23 protein-coding genes are annotated in these 26,691 nt (G+C 37.8%); 8 read left to right on the top strand and 15 right to left on the bottom strand.

Translation table 11 applies throughout. The features are described 5' to 3' along the window. Positions 1 to 638 precede the first annotated feature (638 nt). From solA to ACTYBU_RS05145, 6 genes are all read left to right on the top strand, one after another. On the top strand, positions 639 to 1,778 hold the full coding sequence (gene solA, locus ACTYBU_RS05170) for an N-methyl-L-tryptophan oxidase (protein WP_445487713.1): 1,140 nt from the start codon (positions 639 to 641) through the stop codon (positions 1,776 to 1,778). A gap of 780 nt (positions 1,779 to 2,558) precedes the next feature. After that, positions 2,559 to 3,368: a MerR family transcriptional regulator gene (locus ACTYBU_RS05165; RefSeq protein ID WP_445487711.1), complete on the top strand. Its 810-nt coding sequence runs from the start codon at positions 2,559 to 2,561 to the stop codon at positions 3,366 to 3,368. 544 nt (positions 3,369 to 3,912) lie between these two features. Beyond that, positions 3,913 to 5,142 carry a trans-sulfuration enzyme family protein gene (locus ACTYBU_RS05160; RefSeq protein WP_445487709.1) on the top strand — a complete coding sequence of 410 codons (1,230 nt, stop codon included), beginning with the start codon at positions 3,913 to 3,915 and terminating at the stop codon, positions 5,140 to 5,142. A gap of 313 nt (positions 5,143 to 5,455) precedes the next feature. Further along, positions 5,456 to 6,151 (top strand): haloacid dehalogenase type II, encoded by a 696-nt coding sequence (locus tag ACTYBU_RS05155; RefSeq protein ID WP_445487707.1) that lies wholly within the window; start codon positions 5,456 to 5,458, stop codon positions 6,149 to 6,151. Positions 6,152 to 6,473: 322 nt separating this feature from the next. Beyond that, positions 6,474 to 7,796: a 4-aminobutyrate--2-oxoglutarate transaminase gene (gene gabT / locus ACTYBU_RS05150; RefSeq protein WP_445487705.1), complete on the top strand. Its 1,323-nt coding sequence runs from the start codon at positions 6,474 to 6,476 to the stop codon at positions 7,794 to 7,796. Continuing rightward, the gene (locus ACTYBU_RS05145; protein ID WP_445487704.1) at positions 7,784 to 9,301 is read left to right on the top strand and encodes an aldehyde dehydrogenase family protein; all 1,518 of its coding nucleotides are present in this window, start codon (positions 7,784 to 7,786) and stop codon (positions 9,299 to 9,301) included. The genes gabT and ACTYBU_RS05145 overlap by 13 nt, the downstream gene beginning before the upstream one ends. Before the next feature lie 225 nt (positions 9,302 to 9,526). On the opposite strand, the gene ACTYBU_RS05140 is transcribed toward ACTYBU_RS05145, so the two are convergent. The 5 genes from ACTYBU_RS05140 to ACTYBU_RS05120 form a co-directional block, all read right to left on the bottom strand. Further along, on the bottom strand, positions 9,527 to 10,144 hold the full coding sequence (locus ACTYBU_RS05140; protein WP_445487702.1) for a nitrite reductase: 618 nt from the start codon (positions 10,142 to 10,144) through the stop codon (positions 9,527 to 9,529). A 302-nt stretch (positions 10,145 to 10,446) separates the two neighbouring features. Continuing rightward, a complete protein-coding gene (locus tag ACTYBU_RS05135; protein WP_445487700.1) occupies positions 10,447 to 11,016 on the bottom strand; it encodes a permease in 570 nt (189 codons plus the stop codon). Between the two features lie 148 nt (positions 11,017 to 11,164). Further along, positions 11,165 to 11,734 carry a TetR/AcrR family transcriptional regulator gene (locus ACTYBU_RS05130; RefSeq protein WP_445487698.1) on the bottom strand — a complete coding sequence of 190 codons (570 nt, stop codon included), beginning with the start codon at positions 11,732 to 11,734 and terminating at the stop codon, positions 11,165 to 11,167. Positions 11,735 to 11,905: 171 nt separating this feature from the next. Continuing rightward, on the bottom strand, positions 11,906 to 12,592 hold the full coding sequence (locus ACTYBU_RS05125; RefSeq protein ID WP_445488132.1) for an MBL fold metallo-hydrolase: 687 nt from the start codon (positions 12,590 to 12,592) through the stop codon (positions 11,906 to 11,908). A 155-nt stretch (positions 12,593 to 12,747) separates the two neighbouring features. Further along, positions 12,748 to 13,002 (bottom strand): ATP-binding cassette domain-containing protein, encoded by a 255-nt coding sequence (locus ACTYBU_RS05120; RefSeq protein WP_445487697.1) that lies wholly within the window; start codon positions 13,000 to 13,002, stop codon positions 12,748 to 12,750. 235 nt (positions 13,003 to 13,237) lie between these two features. Between ACTYBU_RS05120 and ACTYBU_RS05115 the strand changes: the two genes are divergently transcribed. Both ACTYBU_RS05115 and ACTYBU_RS05110 read left to right on the top strand, forming a co-directional pair. Then, positions 13,238 to 13,375 (top strand): hypothetical protein, encoded by a 138-nt coding sequence (locus ACTYBU_RS05115; protein ID WP_445487695.1) that lies wholly within the window; start codon positions 13,238 to 13,240, stop codon positions 13,373 to 13,375. A gap of 602 nt (positions 13,376 to 13,977) precedes the next feature. Beyond that, a complete protein-coding gene (locus tag ACTYBU_RS05110) occupies positions 13,978 to 14,820 on the top strand; it encodes a metallophosphoesterase family protein (protein WP_445487694.1) in 843 nt (280 codons plus the stop codon). Between the two features lie 128 nt (positions 14,821 to 14,948). Here ACTYBU_RS05110 and ACTYBU_RS05105 read toward each other — a convergent pair whose 3' ends face one another. From ACTYBU_RS05105 to ACTYBU_RS05060, 10 genes are all read right to left on the bottom strand, one after another. Further along, positions 14,949 to 15,401 carry a hypothetical protein gene (locus ACTYBU_RS05105; RefSeq protein WP_445487692.1) on the bottom strand — a complete coding sequence of 151 codons (453 nt, stop codon included), beginning with the start codon at positions 15,399 to 15,401 and terminating at the stop codon, positions 14,949 to 14,951. 97 nt (positions 15,402 to 15,498) lie between these two features. Beyond that, complete coding sequence (locus ACTYBU_RS05100) at positions 15,499 to 18,186, bottom strand: YfhO family protein (RefSeq protein ID WP_445487691.1); 2,688 nt, start codon at positions 18,184 to 18,186, stop codon at positions 15,499 to 15,501. Next, positions 18,183 to 18,560: a GtrA family protein gene (locus ACTYBU_RS05095; RefSeq protein ID WP_445487689.1), complete on the bottom strand. Its 378-nt coding sequence runs from the start codon at positions 18,558 to 18,560 to the stop codon at positions 18,183 to 18,185. Before ACTYBU_RS05095 ends, ACTYBU_RS05100 begins: the two co-directional genes overlap by 4 nt. Further along, positions 18,541 to 19,500: a glycosyltransferase family 2 protein gene (locus ACTYBU_RS05090; protein ID WP_445487687.1), complete on the bottom strand. Its 960-nt coding sequence runs from the start codon at positions 19,498 to 19,500 to the stop codon at positions 18,541 to 18,543. Before ACTYBU_RS05090 ends, ACTYBU_RS05095 begins: the two co-directional genes overlap by 20 nt. Positions 19,501 to 19,531: 31 nt before the next feature. Further along, positions 19,532 to 20,278 (bottom strand): glycerophosphodiester phosphodiesterase, encoded by a 747-nt coding sequence (locus ACTYBU_RS05085; RefSeq protein ID WP_445487686.1) that lies wholly within the window; start codon positions 20,276 to 20,278, stop codon positions 19,532 to 19,534. A gap of 436 nt (positions 20,279 to 20,714) precedes the next feature. Continuing rightward, entirely contained in the window at positions 20,715 to 21,539 is an 825-nt protein-coding gene (locus ACTYBU_RS05080) for a carbohydrate ABC transporter permease (protein WP_445487684.1), read from the bottom strand. Positions 21,540 to 21,555: 16 nt separating this feature from the next. Continuing rightward, complete coding sequence (locus ACTYBU_RS05075; RefSeq protein ID WP_445487682.1) at positions 21,556 to 22,425, bottom strand: carbohydrate ABC transporter permease; 870 nt, start codon at positions 22,423 to 22,425, stop codon at positions 21,556 to 21,558. A 1-nt stretch (position 22,426) separates the two neighbouring features. After that, positions 22,427 to 23,506 (bottom strand): ABC transporter ATP-binding protein, encoded by a 1,080-nt coding sequence (locus tag ACTYBU_RS05070; RefSeq protein WP_445487680.1) that lies wholly within the window; start codon positions 23,504 to 23,506, stop codon positions 22,427 to 22,429. A gap of 334 nt (positions 23,507 to 23,840) precedes the next feature. Continuing rightward, entirely contained in the window at positions 23,841 to 25,136 is a 1,296-nt protein-coding gene (locus ACTYBU_RS05065) for an ABC transporter substrate-binding protein (RefSeq protein WP_445487678.1), read from the bottom strand. A gap of 665 nt (positions 25,137 to 25,801) precedes the next feature. Then, positions 25,802 to 26,671, bottom strand: coding sequence for a DUF1835 domain-containing protein (locus ACTYBU_RS05060; RefSeq protein WP_445487676.1), 870 nt, complete (start codon positions 26,669 to 26,671; stop codon positions 25,802 to 25,804). Positions 26,672 to 26,691: the final 20 nt, after the last annotated feature.

The raw sequence follows: 26,691 nt of genomic DNA, 5'->3' as shown, positions 1-26,691 counted from the left end.
ACTGAGATAAAGGAAACACGATGAGCGTTAGCGAATCGATGTTGACTTATCGTAGGGAGAAGACCTGAAGTTCGATAGGCAATAGGCGCTGGAGCTAGACAGCTATCTGACTTCAGAAAACTTATACTTTCTTATCTCTTAAGAAAAGCGAAAGCGCCTTGGTCATTGCCGTACGAACTGGAAGAGCTTCGACTGAGATAAAGGAAACACGATGAGCGTTAGCGAATCGATGTTGACTTATCGTAGGGAGAAGACCTGAAGTTCGATAGGTAATAGGCGCTGGAGCTAGACAGCTATCTGACTTCAGAAAACTTATACTTTCTTATCTCTTAAGAAAAGCGAAAGCGCCTTACTTATCGACGTACGGACTGAGGGACTTTGACTGAAAAAGGGGAAGCTTCCTTCCGTATTAATATAGTAAAGAAAAGAATATTTTTTCCTTTTTTTCCGTGTTTCTTCTATTATATAGTGTTTTCATTTACATTAAATTTCTGCTAACAGCAACATCATTTAATTAGATTATTTCATAACAATATAAACTCTCTCATTAGGATAGAGTTTATATTGTTTTAATAGTGAATTATTCGTTACCTGAGAATGATATAAAAACGGATCTAAAATAGAAAAGGGGTGCTAACATGTTTGATGCAGATATTGGTATCATTGGAATTGGAACGATGGGAAGCATGGCAATGTGGCAATTAGCCAAAAGCGGTGCTTCTATCATTGGATTTGAACAATTTGGCACTGGCCATGATCGTTCTGCTGCTGGTGGAGAAACACGGATTTTTAGAACTGCCTACCCTTCTGGTTTAGAATATATCCCCTTATTAAAAGAAGCAAAAAATTTGTGGTTGCAGCTAGAATTTGAAACTGGAAATGACCTCTATACCCAAACAGATGGGCTCGCTATTGGTGACCAAAATTCGATTTCCTTAACAAATATGATTGAAAGTATTCATACATTTCAGTTGGATCATGAAATACTTTCCTTTGATGATGCAAAAAAAAGATTTCCTCAACATAAGCTTTTGCCGAATCAAATAGCCATTTTAGACAAGCATGCAGGCTTTCTCCGTCCTCAATATGCGATTGTTTCTGCTGTACAACGAGCAGAAGAGCTTGGTGCAATGGTTTACCGGCAGACTCGTGTTGAAGAAATTAACTCTGATAAAAATGGTGTATGTGTGAAGGCAAATGGAAGGGAGTATAAATTTGGCCAAGTCCTCATCACTACAGGACCATGGGCCAGTACACTTCTTCCTTATTTTAACAAACTTATCGAAGTGAGGAGATTAATTAATACTTGGTTTGTCCCGAAGGATTTACAATTATTTTCGCCCGATACATTTCCCGTTTTCCAAAGAGAAGGAAACCATGTCTATTATTATGGAATACCATCTGTTGATGGTGCAACCGTAAAAATATCACGAAGCACAACAACAAATGATCGAATGATAGATCCGGATTCTTTAAACAGAACGATTGAATTAGAAGAACTAGCAAGCATTAAACAATTAGTACAAGATCATTTGCCTGATCTTTATCCCGATCCAGTTCGTGTCAGCGCCTATATGGAAGGGTATACTCCTGATCACCATGCTATTGTTGGAAGATTGCCAGATGATAGTAATATCATGGTGGCATGCGGTTTTTCAGGCCACGGATTCAAAATGGCACCTGCTATTGGTAAATTAGCAGCAGATATCCTATTAAAAAACGCAAGCACTTATTCCATTGACCATCTTTCTCCAAATAGATTTATAGCTGTCAATTAAACTATTTCATCTAGCAAAAATTTCCAGAAATCAGGTAGTAATTCCAATCCATCTGATTACAAAAGCTCCCTTCTAAGATATTGGGAGCTTCATCTGTTAATAGGGGGAAATTAGTAAAATAATGGGTACACAAAGATCATTTTCCTTTGCTATGCCCCTTCCTCTTCCTTCATTATTGGTTTTCAATCCTATTTTTTCTATTATTATGTATATATTTTATTAAGGTGGTAGTCAGCAGCTTTTTTATGTTTATTAAAACCCTAATCTTAGTAAAGAGTTATATGAATCTTTACATTTTTTTATATTTGATTATTAAAAATATCTAAAAATTCAGTTATAATAAAAAAAGCGCAAGCTCCCTTGCTCATCGACAGAATAAGCTGAGTTCCACAGGATGTGGATCACACAATGAAGACATAAGGATGTGGCGTTCTTAATTTGTGTACCTTAAGTGAGATAAGGCGAACCTTCCATCAGGGGATGATCTTTCCCTAATGGTTAGTTGAGTCGATCAGGTTTTTACGGGCAGTTTTTTGTGCGCTATCCATTTTTATTGTACTTTCTTACTGCCCGTTAAAACGTGATAAAGGAAACACGAAGAACGTAGTGATTCGATGTTGACTACGCAAGCGAGGTGAGAGAAGCTTTGAAGTGGATAAAAGTGGTCCGACTAAATAACAGATAAGAAAAACCGGAGCTAGACCATTATCTAACTTCAAATATTAATACTGATTACATAAAAAAGGCCTATCGGGCAACATAAATGAAAGGAGCAATCCATTGAAAAACCTATATTCTATCGGAGAAACAGCAAAACTAATGGGTATTTCAGTTCAAACACTTCGACACTACAGCAAAATTAGATTAATCAACCCTCGATATACTAATCCTGATACAGGATATCGATATTATTCAGTAGATCAATTTCACTATATTGATCGGTTAAAATACTTACAAAGTTTCGGCCTTTCTCTTACAGAGATTGACACAATTCTCTCAAATGGCAGTGTTGATACTTTGCTGCCCTATTTAGAAAAACAAAAAGAAAAATATATACAGGAAGTTAAAAAAGCTCAAGAAACAGTGGAAGATATCGAATGGTATATTAATTATTTCCAATATATTGGAACCGATAGTTTCCCGGATATACCGTATAAACTGCAGCTAGATAAACGATATATGGTTGCCGTCCCTTGCCTTCCAGGAGAAAGCTCCACTTCCTACCATATACGACTAAATGAAACAAAAAGCAGTGCACCATTAAAATTGCTAAAATATAAACGTCAATTTTCGTATACATTAGATTTTGATTATTTAATAGAAAAGAAACTAAAACCCCTTCATCTTGGAATGTTTTTAAAGGACGACCCAAAAATGGAATCTGAGTATATTATGGAAATCCCAGCTGGTGAATATTTATGTTTCCGCGGGCGAATTCTGACAGATCAATGGAATCCAGCAATCGTATCAGAATTCTTTAAAAATAGTCCAAAGCCTACTTTAATTTTAGCCAACGAATACGAGGATAATCTTGTTGAATATTCTCATTGTATGTATGAAGTACAAATTCTTCTTCCCCCTTCTAAATAAGCACAGGAAACAGCATGTACCAGCTATGAACATGCTGTCAGGCTGTCGACAAACGCTCGATTTCTTCGTTGTTCGCCTTGCTCGGAGCTCATTACAGGTAAACAGAGGATTAACGACTAAGTACGTATGAAGGGAAAATCGACTAACTGCGCAACGTCCTGTTGCCCGCCGCTCCTCCCAAGGCTTCACGCCTCGAAATACAAACGTTTTCGATCAGCCTTAAGTTCCTGCAAATAAAAATATATCTACACTCTAACAGCATGTATCAGCTATGAACGTGCTGTTTTTTCTTATCGATATCTGCAATGCTTCTCTTTAAAATATATTATTTTAAACTTTTGTGAAAATTTTTAGAAAATTCTGTTGACTCTTTAGCAATGATAGAGTTTATGCTATTGGTAACACAAACAAGCAATAACAAGATATTTACATCTTGTATATGCTTATTTTATATTTTGCAGCTGACAGCTTGTTAAATTTCTTCATCAAAACAAATAAGCGAGTCAGCATACAAAAAATACAAACAAGAAAGGAAGAGAATAGGATGGAATTTTTTAAGGAAGAAATGCAGTTTTCAAGAGCATCAGAGTTGTTATATAAAGGAGAAAAAATAAAAGGGATGGATTTAAAGCCCGAAGTTGCACCTATTTTCTTAACAACTGCTTTTACGATGGATAATTTATCAGAGGTGAAAGATACCTACTCTGAAAAAGGATATACATATATCCGTACTTGCAATCCAAATCGAGATTTGCTTGCAGAGGCTATCTCTTATTTGGAAGGCGGAGAAAAATCACTCATCTTTTCTTCTGGGATGGGAGCAATCACGACTACATTAATGACTGTGTTAAAACCAGGAGACCATATTATCTGCAATTCCGATATATATGGGGAAACATACGATGTAATGGTATTGCTGATGAAAAAGTTTGGAATCGAATCAGATCTTGTTGACTTTAGTTCACTAGAAACGGTTGCTAATACGATAAAACCAAATACAAAAATGCTTTATACAGAAGTAATGAGTAATCCAACAATGGCATTAGCTGATTTGGAAGGATTAGCGGATATTGCTCATGCAGAAGGTGCTTACCTAATGGTGGACAATACCTTTACCACTCCTCTAGCTATTAAGCCAATTGAATGTGGTGCAGATATCGTTATTAACAGTTTAACAAAATATGTAAATGGTCATAGTGATGCAATCGGGGGTTCTATTACCGCTTCTGAAAAGATAATCGACGAGATTCATCCAGTTCGCATGCTTTGCGGAACACCTGGAGATCCATTCAGCTCTTGGTTAATTCTTCGAGGACTGCACACGATTGAGCTTCGTGTACCAAAACAAATGGAAACAGCAGCAAAACTGGCAAAAGCGTTAGAAAATCATCCTTTCGTAACAAAAGTAAACCATCCAAGCCTCAAGAGCTTCCCACAGCATGATCTTGCGAAAAAAATGTTCACCGATAAAGGATATAGCGGCATGTTAAGCTTTATCGTTCCAGAAGATATGGAAAAAATCGATGCATTTATGAACAATCTGCATTTTGCTCACTACGCACCAACATTAGGAGGGCTTCGTTCTACATTAAACCATACATGTACATCTTCCCACAGCCATGTACCGGATGATGTAAGACGTACAATGGGAATCACGCCAGGCATGTTCAGATTATCCGTAGGGATTGAAGACGCAGATGATTTAATTGCTGATTTCACCCAAGCACTTGAGGTTTTTAGAGAATCAGAAGTTGCTTCTGTTGTTGGAAAATAATGAATAGATGTACTTTATCCCACTCTTAACTGGCAGTAAGACCCCCACCTCAAGATCCTGAAAAATCGAGGAAGCTAGGTGGGGGACAACTGCCCGTAAAAGTCCGAACAATAGAATACAGACTAAGAACGCCACGTCCTTATGTCTTCGTCTGCATGGCTTACATCCTGTAAGGCTCAACTAACCATCAGTGGGGGATGAAGAAAACCCCCACTGATGGAAAGGTTCACTTTATAAAGCAGTAGATAATGATCATTTTTACACTTAGTCGCTTATTAAATTTAAATTATTAATATATTAGGAGGAATTGTATATGACTGCACCAAAAGCTATTACGTTTGATTGTTTCGGGACTTTAATTGATTGGGAAGGAGAAATTCAAAAGTTTTTCAAAGGAATCCTTCAAAAATATAAGATCGAAAATGCAGATATCGTTGCCCTGCAAAGACATTGGGAAAATATTCAATTTGATTATATTCAAGAAACATACCGCCCTTATAAAGAAGTGCTGAAAACAACCTTGCCAATGGCTTTCCGCGATTATGGATATCCTTTCAGCCCTCAGGATTGCATTGAATTCTCTGAATCCATGGGAAATTGGCAGCCATTTTCTGATACAAAAGAGGCATTGCTCGAATTAAAGAAGCACACAAAAATTGTGCTTATTACCAATACAGACGATGCTATTATTGCGGAAACAGTAAAACAAATTGGAGTAGAATTTGATGAAATCATTACAGCAGAACAAGCAGGAGCATATAAACCAAGCCATAAAGGCTTCCATTTAGCACTCGACCGATTAGGATTGGATAAATCTGAAATTCTTCATGCTGGTTTTGGATTTAAGTACGATGTAGTGCCAGCAACTGAGCTAGGAATTGAATCCTGCTGGATTAATCGCTATGGAGAAGTGCGACCAGCAAATGTTAAAGAAACTTATTTAGTAGGCGACATGAAAAGCTTTGCCCTCTTGGTAAAAGGAATGGCAGCTTCAGCTGTTACTGTATAACAATTAATCTTTTTAAATAGCTGTTTTCTAAAAGTTTGTTGCTTTTTTAATAAGTTGAAAAACCTTTTAGAATTACGGAGCAGCCTGAATACACGTAAACTCCTGTAGGAATAGCGAGACAGACGAGACCCTGCAGAAGTGAAGCGACGAAGCGGCTCAGGCGTAGCCCCGCGGAAAGCGAAGTGTATTCAGGATGTGGGTTAAATAACAACAATCTATTCGAAAAGAGTTTTTTTAAATAGATGAATGAAGGAGCTTCCTAATAATTTGATGGAGCTCCTTTCAACTTACTAAACCACTAAAAAATGGAGGGGAAATACATATGGAAACAATCGATCAAATAAAGCAGAAGGAACAGTTGATACAAGATTGGGATAAGTATGTAACGAGAGGGGTAGCAACTGCTGAAAAGAATATTGCCGTTAAGTCCCATGGCTGCTGGGTCGAAGATATCGAAGGAAATAAATACCTTGATTTTGCAGCTGGCATCGGTGCTTTAAATATGGGCCACACACCATTTGAAGTGGTAGAAGCCATTCAAAAGCAAACAGCTGAATTAATCCATACATGTTTTAGTGTCATTGGCTATCCATCCTATATTCAATTAGCTAAAAAACTCACAGAAATATGTCCAATTCCTGATGCTAAAGTTTTATTGGCTAACAGCGGAGCCGAGGCTGTTGAAAATGCCATTAAAATCGCTCGTTATGCTACAGGAAAAACTCATGTAATTGCGTTTAAAAATGCTTTTCATGGCCGTACATTCTTAACAATGACATTAACAGGCAAATCTAATCCTTTTAAAATAAATTATGGACCACTTGCTCCTTATATCCATCATGAATATTATCCTTATCCTTACCGTTCCCCCTTTGGAAGTACAGAAGAGAAAGTGGTGGAAAAATGCATGGAACAGCTGGAAGACAATATCAACTCTATTTATACAACAGACGATATTGCTGCCATTATAGTAGAACCAGTTCAAGGGGATGGCGGATTTATTGTAGGACCCCCTCTTTTCTTTCAGGCACTGCGAAAAATATGTGATAAATACAATATTTTATTAATAGTGGATGAAATTCAAACAGGGTTTGGAAGAACTGGCAAGATGTTTGCAATCGAACATGCAGGAATCACCCCTGATTTAATGACAGTAGGCAAATCTTTATCATCTGGTCTTCCTCTTAGCGCTGTTATTGGAAAAAAAGAATTAATGGATGCTCCAAAACCTGGTGCACTTGGAGGGACTTACGGTGGAAATCCTGTCGCCTGTTCCGGTGCATTAGCAGCAATCGACTATCTGGAAAAAAATAATCTCTGTGAAAGAGCAATGATTATAGGTGATCTAATTATGAACCGCTTAAAGGATTTTCAAACCAAATTCCCCCAAATTGGCGATGTTCGAGGGCTTGGTGCCATGAATGCGATTGAAATAGTAAAAGACCCTGTAAGCAAGGAGCCTCATGTGGAATTGACGAACCAAATACTAAAAAATTGCCGTGATAATGGCTTGCTAATAATAAAATGTGGACAATACGATAATGTCATTCGTTTATTAGTGCCTCTTATTGCGACAGAAGAGGAAGTACAAAAAGGGTTAAATATATTAGAGCTGGCTCTGGAGGAATCAATATGGAAAAATTAATGAACATGAACGTAAACAGTAAATCAATGGTATCTGCTAATGAGGCTAAGGTAGAAAAAGAAATGAATATAGATAACGTAATCAGCATGTATAAAAACGGTGAATGGATCATATCTGCTAATGATGCAAGGCTGGATATATATAACCCTTGGAATAAGGAAAAACTCGCTACATTAATAGAACCTACTTTTACCGAAATGAAACAGTTAATTAAAAACTCTGTTGAAACCTTTCACACCAACAAGCTTTCTTTGAATGAAAGATCAGAAATATTAGCCATGACTGCAACTCTACTAAAAGAACGAAGAAAAGAAATAGCTGTTATTATTGTAGAAGATTGCGGCAAAACAATCAAAGATGCAGAAGCGGAAGTGAATAGAGCCATTGATACATTTCAAAGTTCTTCCGAGGAAGTAAAAAGAATGTATGGGTATACGGAAAGTTTAATGCCTTCTGCCGGATCCGATTCCTCTCTAGGAATAACCATTCGAGAACCAGTTGGAGTGGTCTGCGCGATAACTCCCTTTAATTTTCCTTTAAATTTAGCAGCACACAAAATTGCCCCTGCCCTTGCAGCAGGAAATACAGTAATTTTCAAACCCTCTGAGCAAACTACCAGAACGGGAGAGCTCCTTGTCAATCTATTAGCCGAAGCTGGATTGCCAAAAGGCTTCCTAAATATGGTCGTTGGCACCGGTAAAAATGTGGGAGATATTCTATTAGAAGACGAAAGAATAAACTTTTACTCTTTTACTGGAAGCGCCAAAGTAGGACTCCATATTAAGAATAAATCAGGCTTCCGAAGAGTAGCCTTAGAATTAGGCTCCAATGCCCCTAATGTTGTTCATTTCGATGCAGATATTAAACTTGCAGCTGAGACGTTAGTGAAAGCAGCGTTTGCATGTGCTGGACAAGTCTGCATATCAGCACAGCGGATTTATGTTCATTCTGATATTGCCCAAACATTTATCGAATCATTTGTTGCGTTAACAAAAAAACTGCAGGTGGGAGACCCTCAATTACCCACTACGGACGTTGGACCGCTAATTAATCGATCGCAGGCAGAACGCATGGAAGAATGGGTGAAAGAAGCTGTTTCAGATGGAGCAGAAATCATATACGGAGGAAAGCGCACAGGTTCTTTATATGATCCTACCATTCTAATAAATGCAGATAGTTTAAGTAAAGTAATGTGTGAAGAAATTTTTGGTCCAATTGTAAATATTCAAGTGTACAACGATTTAAATCAGCTTATCGAAATGGTAAATAATAGTAAATATGGGCTTCAAGCAGGTGTATTTACAAGTAATATACATACAGCAATCAGCCTGGCAAAACGTTTCAAAGTAGGAGGAGTTAATATCAACAATGCTTCTATTTCAAGAGCGGACTCTATGCCATATGGTGGGATAAAGCAGAGCGGCATCGGAAAAGAAGGTCCTCGTTTCGCAATGGAAGAAATGACGGAATTGAAAGTCATTACACTTAATACGAAGGGTATTTAGTATGGAGAAGGAAAGCGAAGTGTATTCAACCTGCGGACCCTTTTTTCAGGATAGACACCCATGCAAATAAAGATTCGCAACATGAGACATTCCTCAACATCCCCGAGGTGGGGGTCTTACTGCCCGTTAAGAGTGGGATAAAAAAGGATGGGTGTGCCTTGAACAAGTTGGCACATCCATCCTTTTTTGATTCTATCAGCTTTCAATTCTATTATGCTTGAAACGTTAACTTATACTCGCAATAATGTTGTCCTTGCCCATTCTATTAACAAATCGGTGGAATTGCTCTCGTTTTTTCCCACTTTCCTTGTATAAATGGATTATTTGCTCAACTGCTGAATATAATTCTTCCGGTGTTAGTTTTTCCATTACGAGACTGCCCACCGTTGCATCTTTGCCCTTTGCTTTTCCGCCAATATATAAATTGTACGTATCTTTTATTTTCATAATTCCTATATCGTTAACTAAAGGCTCCCCACATCCGATTGGACATCCCGTATAAGCCGGTTTTAGCGTAAAAGGAACAGGAATCCCTGCAATTCTTTTATTTAGCTCGATAGCAACAGGCATTCCCTCCTCCTCTGAACCTTTGCAAAAGTTGCATGTTCTTAAACTCTTGACGAAGTTTCCAACTTCATAACAGCTGAGTCCAGCATCTTCCAATTCAGCAATAATCTCTTCCTTTTTTCCTTCTTCGATTTCCAAATAAAGCTGTTGAAAAGTGGTCAACTCCAGCTCCTCTCCAGCTCCTATATATTTTGCCAGTAAAATTAGCTGCTTTGCATTCAGTTTTGCTCCAAAATGAATACCACCATTAACTGCTATTTTTATTCTTTTATTCAAGACAACCACTCCATTCTAGTTAAATATTTCTCATTACAAACGAAGTCCTTTTTACTATACCCCCCTATAGTATATTAGTTATCAATAATATACTATTTAAAGGTTGTTTTGTAAACCTATCTTCCTTTATTTTATTTATTATTTAAAATATTCTAAAAATAAATAACTCAAAAGTATTTAGAGGTGATAAATGTAGTCCTATAGTTTTTAACGAATATGCTCTTTTTTTCCGCCTCTTGGCACAAAAAAAGGGCAACTAATTAAGCCACCCTTCCCAGCAATACTGTCTTACCCTATATATTCTATCTAGCCATAAAATCACTTATCAATGCTAAAATCAATAATACACTCACTAAACCACTTGTAAAGAGGCCAAGTTTTTTGCTTTGTTTATTTATATCCTTTTTCATGGAGCGATAATACATCATTCCCCCTATTACAACAATCAGCAGCTCAAGCAGCATCGAAGCAACTGGCCATTGCCACAACCCAAATCCTATTTGTGGTAAACGCCCAAGATTGCCTGGGAGTATGCTTAAATCAGGACGGTGAACAATGACATCCAATATCCAGTGGCTGAAAACGACAGATCCGATAACAAATGCCTGTTTTTTCCCTAAAAATCGTGAAGCAATGAGCCCGACAATAAGGGAAATAATGATGGAACTAACGAATGAATGAGAATAATCGATGGAAAAAATGCCGGCACCATAGCCCCCATCTCCTACCGTTTCTATACTTTCTGAACCTGTCAACAATAATGGAACAAAAGCAATATCAAGCAGCTGCGATCCTGCCATTAGTGTCCATAATGGAATATCCGGGTTTTTCGCTTTAACTATGGCTGCGAGTCCAAAATGCCCTGCAAACATAACTAGTTCATCTCCTTTCTTCTTGCCTTGCTATCTAAAATCCCACAGACTATAGTAAAAAGAAGTGTAAAGACAATAAAATTCATTAATGTTGCCCTCCCGTTTTATTGGGACAAATTCGAGTTAAGGCCTAAGGTCACTCCCTAATTTATCCCTTCATTTTTTCTATTCCAGCTAAAAAAGTGTCAATCAATAGTCGGAAGCTTTTATCTATATCCAGTGGAATGCCAAATCCATTTTTCAGCTCGATGGAGGCAAATCCATGAAGAATGCTTCTGAATCCACGAATAGCATGAATGGATGCCCTCTCATCTAAATCATAATCTTGCAGCACATCAACAAGCAGAGCGATAATTTTATCGGATATTGCAACAAGTTCTGTTTGTTCTGGGTCTGGAGCCTGTAAAGTTAAATCATATAATCCAGGATGCTTCCTTGAAAAAGCGATATATGCCTTGCCTAAAGAATGAATAGATTCTTCTTTTTCCAATCCTTCTGCAGCCTGCTTTAATTCTGCGTATAAACTTTCCCCTCCAAGAAGTGTCAAACGATTAAACAATTCCGACAAGCCGTTGATATGATTATAAAGAGACGGTGATTTTATATTCAGGCGTTTTGCTAAATTTGCCATCGTCACCTCCTGCAGCCCTTGTTTATCTGCTATTTCTACAGCTGCTCTTATAATATCTTCTAGTACGATTCCTGCTCTTGGTGACATAATATACTTCTCCTTTACTTAGCTATTTATCTCACTCTTAACTGGGCAGTAAGACCCCCGCCTCAAGATTACGAGAAATCGAGGAAGCTAGGTGTTGAAACTCGCCCGTAAAGGTCCGATAAGTGCAACTAACTATCAGTGGGGGATGAGGAAAAACCCACTGATGGAAGTTTACTTTATTATTTTTTGCAATTGATCTTGCGGGTTTTCCAGCAAGTTCCCATGTCCTACAGCTAAAAGCGAAATGGGAAGCAGCAATATTTTTTTAGCGCTATTTGCTGCTGCTTCCTTATTCCACGTTGCCATGGCTGGGAAAGGAAATAAGAGTTTCCGCTGTCCAGAAATTGCTAAACCGCCTTGTGTTTGAAACGCATCTCCAGCGATTAAACTATTATCCCTAGTGTCTAAAAAAGCCATGCTGCCAGGAGTGTGGCCCGGCATTTTAATACAAGTCAACGATCCTATTCGATCTCCCTCTTTTAGCAAAACATCTGGCTTAGTCACTACATTTTTCGGAAGCCCTCCTCTTAATGGAAAAGGCTCTTCCTCTTTATCAATGGAGTGATCTCCATTTAAAATGCGGGCATCTCTTTCCGAAATATACACTTTTGCATCAGGAAGATGTTGTTTTAATACATCTAATGATCCAATATGGTCTCCATGGGCATGTGTTAGTAGTATTCTTGTTATTTTCTTTTTTAATTTCTCCGCAGTCTCCAGTATTTTCTTATGGCTTGGAGGCAATGCTGCATCGATTAATGTAAGCTCGTTTTCTTCCTCAATAATGTAGCAGTTCACTGGAAATACATGAGGCAAAAAAGTTAATTGATACAAAAAATTTCTTCTTACTAATCTCATTCTTTTCACCCTTTCTAATAAAACTAATGCTGTTAGTTTTATAATAACTAATACCATTAGTTTTAACAAGCACTTTTTTTACAGGATTTAAAAAAATGATGAAAATATAATAATTAGGGTAGTTAAATAACTTCCCCCAGAGTGTAGACAAAGTGTTAAAAGCACAGACAACTGACAAAATAAGATAAATTAGAAGCATATAGGGGAAAATCTGACTGAAATAACCGTACCGAACCAGTGCTTGCCTTCATCAGACCAAGCAGCATTAAAATAGTGGTCGTTTTGCCCGCACCATTCGCACCTAAAATAGCCACTGTTTCTCCTTTTTTTATGGTAAAAGAAATAGCATCTACTGCCTTATGATTGTGAAATAATTTGGAAACATTCTGTAATTGAATAATATTTTCCATGCTCAACACCTCCAACTTTGTACTTCCATTGTAAGACGGATGACAACACTTGATTAGTCGCAGATGTCACCAATCTAAAATGACAAATGTCATAAGGAAGTGAAATGCACCAGCTTTTTCTCGTTGCTCACCCGCTTTTTTCCGGCCGCTCACCACCCATTTTCTATACATCATGTTTAAAATGTTCTATACCGTCTATATAGTAAGTAGAAAATAAAAGGAGGTTTTTTGCTACATGAGTAAAATGGAACAATTAAAAGAAAAAGCAGTGGATGCAGCAAAAAAGGCGCAGCATAATGAAAAGGTCCAAGAAAAAGGAAAAGAAATGGCTGATAATTTAAAAGAAAAAATGAAAAAGAAATGGAATTTATAACATAAAAAGCAAGTCCCCAGTAAACGAATGACCTTTCGTCTGACTGGAGGCTTGCTTTTATCCCACTCTTAACGGGCAGTAAAACCCCCGCCTCAAGATGCTGAGAAATCGAGGAAGCTAGGTGTTGAAACTCGCCCGTAAAGATCCGAGGGAGGTACACAAACTAAGATCGCCACTTCCTTATGTCTCGTTTGTGTGATCCACTTCCTGTGGACCTCAAGCTTTCCATCAGTGAAGGATGAACCAAACCTCCACTGATGGAAGGTTCACTTTATATTTCCTTATACTTCAATTGGGACCTACCTCTTCTATTATAAAATAAACCAACCATCTCTACTTTCTCCAAAATCCACTTTAAATTTTCTTGTTTTTTACATTTATAAACAAAAATAATACTATAGATGGTGTTAAGTTTTTCGTTTTTATTAATGAATCTCTTTAAAATAATACGAAATTCATTAGGAAAACATCCAGATTTTACATTTTATTAATACGATTCCAACTCCCCATTAATATTCATCCATTAACCTATAACTAGTTAGGGAGCCAATTTTATCCTAGCTGATGATGTTCACTAATAAATAACAGATAGGAGAATGAGGATGAAAATTGTTGTAATGGGTGATTTGCATTTTCCGGCAATTGATGAGTCAGTAACAGGTTTATTGGATGCACGTGCTAATTTCTATCGAGTATTTATTGAACGTTTTTTAGAGGTGGATGCGGATATGCATGTATCAGTTGGAGATTTAACTAATTTTGGTCTTAAGCTGGAATTAGAGGGTGTTTATAAACTATTAAGAAAAAGAGACCGGAATTTTTTCCACGTTTTAGGAAATCACGATTTATATGGCCTAACAAGAAGAGAAGTTCTCGCTATTACGGATCAACCTCGCTATCATTCTATTACTACAGAAACTGCAGTATTTGCCTTTTTAGATACGGCGAAAGAAATGGATTTTGAAGATTGGGGAGGCTGGATCGACGAGGAACAATTAAATTGGTTTCAGGAAGTAGTATGGACATCCGGAACAAAACCATTAATCGTGTTTGCACATCATCCTGTATATAACACGACGAAAAACTCTGATATGGATAAAGGCTCCATTCATCCTAGCATCGATATGTGGAAAATTTTAGAACAAAAAGATGGGATTGGCATATATGTAAATGGTCATACCCATGTTGATTCCATCGTACAGCAAAAAAATTGGACTTTTGTCCAAACCTCAGCATGCCTGGACCAACATGCATTCCGAATAATCGAGGTGGAAGCAGATGAAATTAACATTTCTTCCATTGATATTACGGATAAAGACGTTGTAGATAATGCGGCAACTATTTACAACAATATCAAACATTTTAACCATTCACCAGATGCTCGAGGAATGGAAACAGATCGTCACTGCCGCATCTCCATGCCGCAAGTTAAACATTTACTGTAAAAGGATTTGGCTTCATCTTAAGAAAGTTACATAATATCCTTTATTTAGTAGAATACAAGAATAAAAACACCCACTATATGAAAAAATTGGCGGGATTCCCCTTCCATTCACTTCATATAGTGGGTGTTTTATTTTATTTCTACAACAAATGTATAGGAAGAGTCACCGTTCGGCCATTCAGCGAATAATTCAATGACATATTTTCCTTCCTCTGAAGGTAAGCTTAACTGCTGTTTTTTCACAGCTAATTCTTTCCCTCTTTGTTCTCCCTCCCATAAATAGGCGTGTAATTGCGGATGGGATCCGTCACTAAACACTACATCTGCTGCTGAATTTGGTTTTACTAAATTTACGTTCAAATCTTCGGCTATTTGTAATGGTGCAGCAGCATCCGCGATAACGGCATGATTTGAAAATAACCCCTTCTTTTCCCAGCTATAGCCTCCTTTTGTTGTTGCCATCTTTTCATCCTTTATTTTTACAATAGCTGCTGGCGGTTCGTCACTCGATTGAACCGTACAGCCAGTTACAATAAGTAAAAAGAACATGTAAATACCGATTAAATATCTCTTATGGTTCACGCCTGATTCCCCCTTTTTCCTTGTTAGACGTGAACCATTGATAAATGTTACATCTCAGGAACCTAAACAGATTCACTCACTAAATAAAATAAACAAACTACATGGAATGTGGCAAGCGAGCGGAAACAGCAACTGCTTTCCTTCTTCTAAAAACAAACAGAACGATGATTAACGAACTAATCGTTATAAAAAGGGACCATCGGAAATACGGCGGTTCATACACCAGTTCGATTTCATTTATCCCTTTCTGCAGCTTCATTCCAGTAAATGCATAATTAGCTTGCAGAACTTCTTGCTTTTTTCCATTAATTGAAGCATTCCACCCCTTCTCAAAAGGAACAGGTAGAATCATATATTCTTGATTTGTTTGGTTGTTATAGGAAATAGTTATTTTATTCCCTGAAAAAGCAATAGGCACATTTGGTTTCTTATCCGTTTCCTGTTTTATTGATTCTAATACATGATAATCTTCTTCATAAAGTGCAAAATCAGTCAATTTATAGGTTCCTTTAGGAACTCGGATAGAAATCCGGTTCGCTTTTGGCACTCGGATGTTAACCTTGTTGACGTTCGTTTTATAAATCGAATGATTTGATTTCCTTGTAGTCACATAGTCATTTACTTTTAAACTATATTCATCATCTTTTTTGTCTTTTAAACTTTTTAAGTAAAAAGATAGATAATAGTCCTTAACAGCGGAGTTAGGATCATCCAATCTTAAATCCACTCCACCTTCATCAGCTGTTACAGCCAAAATATTTCCATGATAAGAAGCACCTGCATCCTTTATTGTTGCTTCGCCAATCCTATTCTCGGTTTCAGGAATATTCTCTTCTCCTCCAGCTCCTTCTTTTAAAACAATCCCTTCAAGCATAGCTCTTTCTTTGGCAACAGGAGAGGCATTGGCAAGTTCATTCTCAAGATAAACAGTGTCCGTTGTCCGAAAAAACGGCAGACTATTTGTATTTTTATAAGCAACATACTTTCCACTCGTCAGCACCTTTTCAAATCCATAAGGAATGCTTTTATATCCTTTTTCCGCTATATAATAAGTGCCATTTAATAAACTGTATAAATTAGCTCTGTCGCCGAGTGTTCCGTACCGGCTGACACTCTCCCGCCCCATATCTATCTCCAAGTCAAATAAATAGAAAAACAGCAGTTGTTTATTTAGGATGCTCGAATATATACTGAATCCTTTAAAGTTTTGGACAATAGGCGTATTATTGCGCATATCAATCATCCAATCAATTCGTGCAAAAGGGTCTTTTTCCTGTGATTGTATCTTTTTTACTAATTCCAATTGATCTTTTCCATTATATGCATCACTTTGCATAAAATTTTTTGAAGCTTCTTTCATCAATCCTTTATCAGAAAGTTTTTCTTTTTGATACTGGTTTGCTATGTATACACACGAAATGAACAATGCAATCGTTAAGCCAGCAAATATCTTTTTATTTTTTTTCCAACTATAGCAAACAAAAAGAAAGGCAACACCTAATGTGGGATAAACTTCATAAGATTCCAGCACAGAAGCAACAGAAGCTCCTGCATCGTTTAGAAATATAACTATATATAATGCAACTGCTCCTCCAATGGAAAGAGCCACTTCCCAGCTTTTCACTTTATGCATATTTTGCAATCCGGCTGCCGCAACTCCTCCCGCTGTTAAGGATAAAAAATATTCCCAGCGGTACTGTGGTGCCGAAAATCCATTAAAAGCACTTGCTACCAAGGGACTAAAATGCATAAAAAACAACAAAATCGTCATGCACGCAAATAAGCGAAATAAACGGTCTTTATAAAAAGAAAACAGGAAAAGACAGAGAACAGCAAAGATCGGCAAACTCACTATCTTTCCACTCCATAATGGATTATCCGTAAACGCATAAATACGAATATCTCCTTCGTATGGAGGACGATAATTATGTAAATACCCGCTCACAGCAGGAATAAAAGAGACGGAACTTATGCCAAATGCAGCCACCCCGCTACATGCATATATTTTTACTTGCTGCATTTTTCCTGTTTCCTTTTCCTTTAATGGAAACAGCCATCGAAAAATGATATACAAACCTGCCAGCAGCAAATTGATATACGAAAAATAAAAATTATTTACTAAATTAACAGCAATAGCGACTATAAACCAGCCTGCTTTTTTCTCCCTGATTATTTTTTCAATCCCAACAAGCAGCAACGGGAGCCACAGCATTGCATCTGCAAAAAAATCCCAATACGCAGCATGACGAAAATAAATCACACTCGTTCCATATAAAGAAGCACCAATAAATGCTGGAGTTGCACGGAATTTTATGTATCGGAAAAATATTGCGGTAAAGCTAATGATAAAAGTCATCCGGATTATACTGACAACAAGAATGATATTGGCCCAGTAAAAAAGATCCGGTTTATCGATAAGATGAATACTTTCTAAGAAAAAGGTGATTGCCGCTGTAATAAGAAAAACAATAGCGGTAGAAAAATAATAGCCGAGTTGAGAATAAATTCCTCCTCCCAAACCAAATTCATTCGAATAAAAAAAATTTCCTTCTGTATATTCCTTATAAAGCAGCTGCTTAAAAGGAATCATTTGCGAAAGGCCATCACCGACGCCTGCCATATATCTCCCATTAAACCATTCAGACAAAAAGAATAAGTGACTTAAAAAAGCCACTAAAAAACTACTTATTAAAAGAACAACTAAAAATTTCTTCTTCCCCTTGGCAGCCTCTTTCTCCTGATTCAGCAATTCCTTATGCGATGTTTGTTTATCAACTCGTATCATGATGGTTTCATAACTCTCCTTGTCATCATAAAAGTAATAGGAACAGTAAAAAACACGACCGCAATGGGAGCAAAGCTGCTGTTAAGATGAAAAATTCCAACAAAAAGAAATAACAGCATTGCAGTCAATAAAGTATTAGCGAGCTGCGTCAGCGGGAACTGCAAAAACTTTACGAGAGTTGGCTTTATTTTATAAGTAAAATAAGCATTCAAAAAAAATGATCCAACCATGCTGACAAGAAACCCGATTATATGGGATAAAAAATAGTTCAAATGCAGCAAGTGAAGGCACCCTAGATAAATTGCATAATAAGTAAATGTATTAATGCCTCCAACTACTGCAAATCTAGTAAACTCATGATTGATGTATGGCATTATTCTCCCTCTTATCCATATTTGTCTGCTTAATTAAATAATGAGGACGTTTTTTTGTTTCATAATAGATGCGTCCAATATATTCTCCAATAATCCCCATGCACACGAGCTGAATACCGCCTAAAAATAGAACGGCTGATATGGTAGTGAAATAACCTGGAACGGCAATGCCGTTTTGCAGAATTTGAAAAAAAGTAATGCCAATATACAGAAGGGATAACAGGAGGATAAATGTTCCCATATAAAAACATAATCTCAGTGGCTTATTATTGAATGAAATAATGCCATCAATGCCGTAATTCAATAGTTTGGAAAAGGACCATTTTGTTTCCCCGTGCTCTCTAGCTACATTTTCATAACAAATCGTTTTCTGCTCTAAACCAATCCAAGAATACAGACCTTTTGAAAACCGATTTCCTTCACTTAGAGTCAATAATGCTTGAACCGCTCTTCTGCTCAGCAGCCTGAAATCCCCTTCTCCATCGGATAAACGAACATCAACCGCCTTATTCACCAAGCGATAATAACTAGAAGAGAGGAGCGAGCGAATTCGGGAATCTCCTTTTCGATTTCGTTTTGCTATCACCTGATCGTAGCCTTCTTCAAAGCCTCGAATTAGTGGATCTATCAAAGAAGGAGGGTGCTGCAAGTCAGCATCCATCATAATGACAGCTTCTCCCTTTGCATGCTGAAGTCCCGCTAAAACAGCGGCTTCTTTTCCAAAATTTCTTGTAAAAGAAAGGTACTTCACTTCCGGGAAATCAAAAGCAAGCTGTTGAATCGTTTCAATCGTTCCATCTGTGCTTCCATCATCAATAAATAAAATTTCAAAGTGATACGCAAGCAGCTTCATTTCCGTATATATAGCATCAATCACCCCAGCAATATTCGCTTCTTCATTAAAGGCAGGGATAATAAAAGAAATGGTTAAATGATTCATTATTTTCACACCCACTTATTGTTTTTTATCATCATATAGAAGGAGAGGAAAGCTGCTCGGTTTTATCCATCATCAGCAATTCTGGATGATTGGTGGTAATCATAATATCTTTGCTTATATTCTTTATTCTCAAAATGGCTTTGCTGTCATTCACCGTCCATGCTCCAATTTGAATCGGATGATGCTTCAACGAATCCACTAATTCTTTTGTAATAAAATGGTGATGAATGGATAAATGATTAGCACCAATATGGTCCATCTGCTCCACTATTTTTGTAGGACAGCCAAAAAACAGCAAACCCACTTCCATTTTATGATCGAGTTCCTTTATTTTCCGAAGCGATTCATGATCAAATGAAATGATGGTCACTTGATCCTGCATATCAATGGAATGAATCATTCTTACTACCTTTTCTTCTAACCCATTATAAAGATTTCCAAGCTGCTTTAATTCAATAAGAAGATGTTTTCTTCCCTTCGCTAAATACAGCACTTCTTCTAATAAGGGAATCCCCTCCCTTTCAAATGGCTGACTAAACCATTTCCCTGCATCCAATGCTTGCAGCTCTTCTACCGTATGATCGATTACTGCACCATTTCCATTTGTTGTTCGTTCCAAAGAATGATCATGAATGACTACAGGAACACCATCTTTTGAAAGGTGAACATCCAATTCAATTGCATCTATTTGAGGTTCCAAAAGAGCCAGCTTAAACGCTATAAGGGTATTTTCAGGAGCTCTTCCTGACCATCCACGGTGTGCTACACATTTATTCATCTTCTCATCCTCATTTCTTTTCTTTTATTTTAGATATCCTACCATGAAAAAAGGGTTCCGCAGCAGGCATATACTTCGCTTTCCATGGGGCGGGCGTCGAGCCTCCTCGAAGCTTCGCTCCTGCGGGGTCTCGTCTGTCCCGCTAATCCCATAGGAGTCTTCGTATATGCCTGCTGCTCCGTGCTAAAAAATAGGGAAGGGAGACTGCTTTTTTTCATACGACATGGTGTGAATTTCTATTAGCATGGAAGTCTTCCCTGAAAAGTATGGTGTTCTTGCGAGTAGTCCTCAGCTGGCATACACTTCGCTTTCCATGGGGCAGGCGTCGATGATCAAGGCGCTTCCGCTTTTCTTTGTCTAGCTCCAGCGCCTATCGACTATCATACTTTAGGTCTTCTCCCTACGATAAGTCAACATCGATTCGCTTCCGCTTTTCTTACTTAACTCCTGTATACACAAATGCTCTGATAATTTGGCGTTGTGCGAAGAAAAATACGATTAATATGGGAAGGACTAATATCATATTTCCAGCCATTAGGATATTCCATGCAACTCCGCCTTCTACTTCTCGGAGCTTGGAGATACCTAGGGGGAGTGTGCGGGAAGCATCGCTTGTTGTCATAACAAGCGGCCAAAAATAGTCATTCCAATGTGTGATAAAACTAAAAAGGGCAAATGTAATCAGTACTGGTTTTGCAATTGGAACCATAATTTTCACAATAATTTTCCATTCGCTTGCCTCATCTAATCGTGCCGCCTCCAATAATTCTTCTGGTACCTGATTAAAAGATTGACGCAATAAGAAGATTCCAAAGGCACTAGAAGCAAAAGGAAGAATAAGCGCCCATAGTGAATCAAGCAGCCCCCATGCACTCATTTGCAAATAAACAGGAAGAAAAATAAGCTGTGCCGGAATCATTAAGGTAATCATGGTAATGGCAAAAAAGAAATTCTTTCCTTTAAATTGATACCGTGCAAAGGCATAGGCTGCAGGAATAATTGTTAAAAATTGCAGGATTAGAATGCTAATCGCTACGAAAATGCTATTAATAAAATAGTTTAAAAACGGACCAGAACTCCATGCTGTTTCAAAGTTTTCCCAATGAATCGTTTTTGGCAGCCATTCTGGCGGAAATGTCATGGTCTCTCCCAATGTTTTAAAAGCGGTTGACAGCATCCAAACAAAGGGGAGTGCAAAAATACATACTACGATAAGAAGACCTATTCCGTTCATTATTCTAATAGGCAATGATATTTTCATTTCTTTCCTTCCTTTCTTAGCGGTAATGCACCCGGCTTGCAAGCACTTTAAAGTACAGAACGGTTAGTAGACTTATAATGATTAATAATAGGACACCTGCTGCTGAGGCAAAGCCTATCTTAAAAAAGCGAAAACCATATTCATAAATGAAATAAACAAATGTATTCGTAGAGTTAATCGGGCCGCCCTGCGTCATGATCGAAATCGTTTCAAATACTTGAAAAGAGTTGATAATGCTTATAATAGTTAAAAAAAATAACGTAGGCGACAGCATCGGCAATGTCAGTTTGATGAATGTGCGTAATTTACTCGCTTCATCCAATGCAGCAGCTTCATACATATCTTGCGGAATACTTTGAAGTCCTGCGATAAAAATAAGGGTATTAAAACCAATTCCTTTCCATACAGCAACAATAACAAGAGATAACAGCGATGTACTCGGATCTGTAAGCCATGGAACATTGGATATCCCAAGTAAATTCAAAAACCAATTTAACAAACCATAATCTGTATCCATCAGCCACATCCAAAGCATGGAAATGGACACGAGTGAAATAATATGAGGACTAAATATGGCACCTTGGACAAATCCATATACTGCTCCTTGTTTATTGAGCCAGACTGCTAAACAAAGAGAAATAACAATCGTAAGGGATACTGTTAAAACCGTGTAGGTAAACGTATTTTGCATAACTTCCATAAATTTCGGCTCCGACATTAACCCACTGAAATTTTCAAGTCCAACAAAGTTTTTCACTGGACTGACAAAATTCCAATCGTGCACGCTTAAATAAATCATATAGCCGATCGGATATAGAAAAAACAAACCAAATACTAGCATGGCCGGAAGGATCATGGCATAAGGACGAAATCGGCTCCATTCCATCTTAAACTCCTCCAATAACTGCAGGACTTGCTTTTTTTATGGAAGCATGGCGGATTCTAACCCCTTCCCTATCAAAAAAATACAGCTTTTCATAAGGAATGGAAACGATCGCTTTTTTCCCTTTTTCAACTGGTGTCTGAAAGCTTTTAATATTCATTTTCCCTGCAAAGTTTTTTACTGTATAGATCGTTTCTGCCCCTAACGTTTCCATTGTTAAAATCTCGCTGGGAAGCGTTAATTTATTGATTTCTTCTACTTTTTCCGAAAAATGCAAAATGGCATGTTCAGGTCTAAAGCCAACAAACGAAACATCTTTTTCTACTTGAGGTATACGCTGCATCACTTTTTCATATTCGAATATATTCATTGCAGGAGTCCCAATAAATTCAGCAGTAAAAATATTATTCGGATCATGATACACCTTCATTGGAATATCCATTTGCTGGATCTTTCCTTTATTTAAAATAATAATTTCATCACCCATCGACATTGCTTCCACTTGATCATGGGTAACGTATACAAAAGTCGTGCCTAATTTCTCATGCAGTTGGATTAGTTCCGTGCGCATTTGACCACGTAGCTTGGCATCTAGGTTGGATAAAGGTTCATCTAAAATAAAAACTTTGGGCTTCTTCACCATTGCTCGGGCTAATGCGACACGCTGCCGCTGCCCTCCCGACAACTGCTGCGGTTTTTTATCCAGGTATTCTGTCAATCCAACAATCTCGGAGATCTCTTCGATCAGCTGCTCCCGTTCTGTTTTAGGAATTTTTTTATTAATAAGACCAAACTCAATATTGCCTCTAACTGTCATGGTTGGATATAATGCGTAGTTTTGAAATACCATCGCAATATTCCGTTTTCCAGGAGGTGTATCATTGACACACTCGTTTCCAATCCATATCTCCCCGCCGGATTGCTGTTCAAGCCCTGCAATCATTCGAAGTGTTGTTGATTTCCCACAGCCTGATGGTCCGACAAGCACAGTAAATGACCCATCGCGAATTGTTACATTCAGGTCATCTACTACCACATCTTCTTTATATTTTTTTGAAACATTTATCAGCTTGATTTCTGCCATTTGTATCATCTCCTTTAAAGCATCCACTTCTCTTAACATACTTAGAAGCAGATGCTTTTTGTCCAAAGATAAGAAAGTATAAGTTTTCTGAAGTCTGACAGGTGTCTAGCGCAAGCGCCCTATCGACTTCAACGCTTCCCTCACCTCGCTTGCGTAGTCAACATCGAATCACTACGTTCTTCGTGTTTCCTATATCTCTTCAAGGAACACAAAACTAAAACCGCCACGTCCTTATGTCTTCGTTTGTGTAATCCACATCCTGTGGACCTCAGCTTATTCTGTCGATGAGCAAGGGCGCTTGCGCTTTTCTTACCTTCTCTATTTATCTATCAAACTATTTAAGCAATGAATTGGCCTTTTCTGCTGCATCATCCAATGCCTTTTTCGGTTCTAAATCAGCTTGTAAAATGGTTCTTGCCAGTTCATCCTTCACAATATTCACAACCTCTGGATAGGCTTCTTCCATTGGTCTAGCATGTCCGTACTGCAATTGATCAACAGCCACTTTAAATTGCGGCTTCTCTTTATACAAGTTCTGCATCTCATCTGAATTGCCAGCTGAAATACGGCTTGGAAGATAGCCTGTGTACTTGCTTGCATAAATCGTTTGTTCTTTCGCTGTCATCCATTTAATAAATTCCCAGGCAGCTTCTTGTTTTTCTTTATCCAGCCCTGCAGTCATTACAAGATTTGCTCCTCCTGTTGGAACTCCATAAGAATCATTTGCCGGCATAAACGCTGTATTCAAATCAAATTTTTGCTCCTGTGCAATGGACAACATGTAAGATAGGTCAGCTGTAGAAGAAAACACCATCGCAGCACGCCCATTTGCAAAATCCTGTTTAGATATAACGCCAGCTTCATCTCCTCCAGGCACTTTAATGATTCCTTCTTTCGCGAGTTTTTTCCAAAAAGAAAGAGCTTTAACTCCTGCTTCGCTATTAAATTCAGCTTTTTTTCCATCTTCCGAAATCATTTTCCCGCCGCTTTGCGCTACAAACGCTTCAAAAAACCAAATATCTGCCGGCATACTGATGCCAACGCGCTTTCCTTTTACAGTAAGCTTTCGAGCATATTCTTCAAACTCTTTCCAGTTTTTTGGCCCCGATGGATCTAAGCCTGCTTCCTTCAACATCGTTGTGTTTAAATAAAGGATTGGTGTACTTCGCAAGTATGGAAGACCATACAACTTTCCATCTACATAAGAGTTCCCCATAAGTCCTGGATTAAAGTCATCCAACTGAATATCATCCTTCTCTACAAACGGCGTCAAATTTTCAGTCATTCCTGATTTGGCGAATACACCAATGGATGATATTTCATTCATGGTAACTTCAGGAGCATTTTTGGCAGCAAATGCAGCCTGTGTTTTCGCTTGAAGATCATCATACGTTCCTTGAAATTCGGCAGTTACGTGAATTTTATCTTGTGATTCATTAAACATCTTTGCAAGGTTTTGATTGTTCTCTCCGATTTTATCTCCCCACGCATACCAGTATGTAAGTTCAATTTTCTTTCCACTTTTTTCATCCGAATTTGCTTGCGCTTCTCCTGATGTTTTGTTCGATTGACAAGCTGTTAAAATAGAAACGGACAATAATGTAAGAAAGATTGCTTTTAATTTTTTCACTTTTTAATTCCTCCATTTTTTAGCTTGAAAATTCCTTTTGGCAAAAACTTTTTGTTTTAATTTACAAAAAAACTTGCAGCATCTTGCCCCCTTTTATTAAGAGAATTCCATACCCTTTTCATAACTAATGCTAAAGTTGAATTATTAACTCCATGTTGTCTTAGCGTAAATAAACGTCAAGATTTGGAAAATGCTTCTTTACTTTTAAAACTGATATTATTCAGGACAAGAACAAAAGCGCAAGCGCCTTGATCATCGCCGTACAAACTGGCCGATTAACTACGCCACGTCCTGTGGCAACATCGGCACTTGTACTTCCTTATACTTCGGAAAGGCTTCGACTGAGATAAGACGAACCTTCTATCAGGGCGATTTCCCCCTGATGGTTAGTTGAGTCTATCAGGTTTTTACGGGCAGTTTTTTCACCTACTTCACAATTCTTAGGCGATACCTTACTGCCCGTTATAACGTGATAAAGGAAACACGATGAGCGATAGCGAATCGATGTTGACTTATCGTAGGGAGATGACCTGAAGTTTGATAGGCGATAGGCGCTGGAGCTGGACGCGGACCAAACTGCTAAGTTATCCACAACTCTATCTCGTTTATAATTTCCTAGACGATAAAAAAAGCTTAAGGAGAGTCCTTAAGCTCTAACAATATTATTAATTTTCATTTATTTCCATAAGCACTTCCAAACCATATGATGTGATCCAAATAGCAGAATGAGGAGTTGAATTTTTATAGGATGGCAATGGATGGTCACTCTGCAACAATGGATGGTCACGCTTGATGAGTCCATTTAGAATAAAAGCAACATGAAGATCGCTTAATCCATCCTTTATTCGCTGGCTGCTGATATAGTTAAATAACTCGGCAAAAGTGCATTGCTTCACTTTTAAAAAAGCTAGGATCAATAGATCGACTTCGTTTAATCTATCGTTACGTGAAGAGAAATAACTTGTATGTGCCACCATCGCTTGTTTTAAAAAAGGCAGCTTGTCCTGTGACGAATCAATCCAATTCTCCAAATCATTTAGATTAGAAGAAGTGTATGCTTTCCATGCCGATTTAGCCTCATTAATTTGTTCCAGTGAAATAGATTGTTTGCTATTTTCATAAAGTTGTTCCAACTGAGACGAAGATAATTGTCCCAACCCGAAAAATGGTTCTATGCCAGGATACTTGTTAATGCTTACCATGCTCATTTTTTGAAATCCAAGCACAGATAATTCTTCCAATAAATAGAGCAGCATCGTTTGATCATATCGATCATGTTCGAACCATAATGTAATTTCTTCAGTTCTTGGCAGATCAAACAGAAATTGATTTTGTGCAGTACAATTATCCATAAACAGAGAATATGGAATTTCCATCTTTTCCTCGAAAAAGCGGGCACGACGCTTTATCCATTCTTCCTTAGAATCATCTCTGCTTAAAGGCCCAACATCGTACATTTCCCTCCAAACGAGCACTTCCCCAACAAGATTTTTAATTTTTTCTCCAACAATATCCCCATTTACGATATGAATCATTGGGAAATACCCTCCCCTTT

The sequence above is a fragment of the Niallia sp. 03133 genome, from assembly GCF_052663225.1.
The sequence above is the reverse complement of the archived record's forward strand: the minus strand, read 5'-3'. Positions and strand labels throughout refer to the sequence as shown.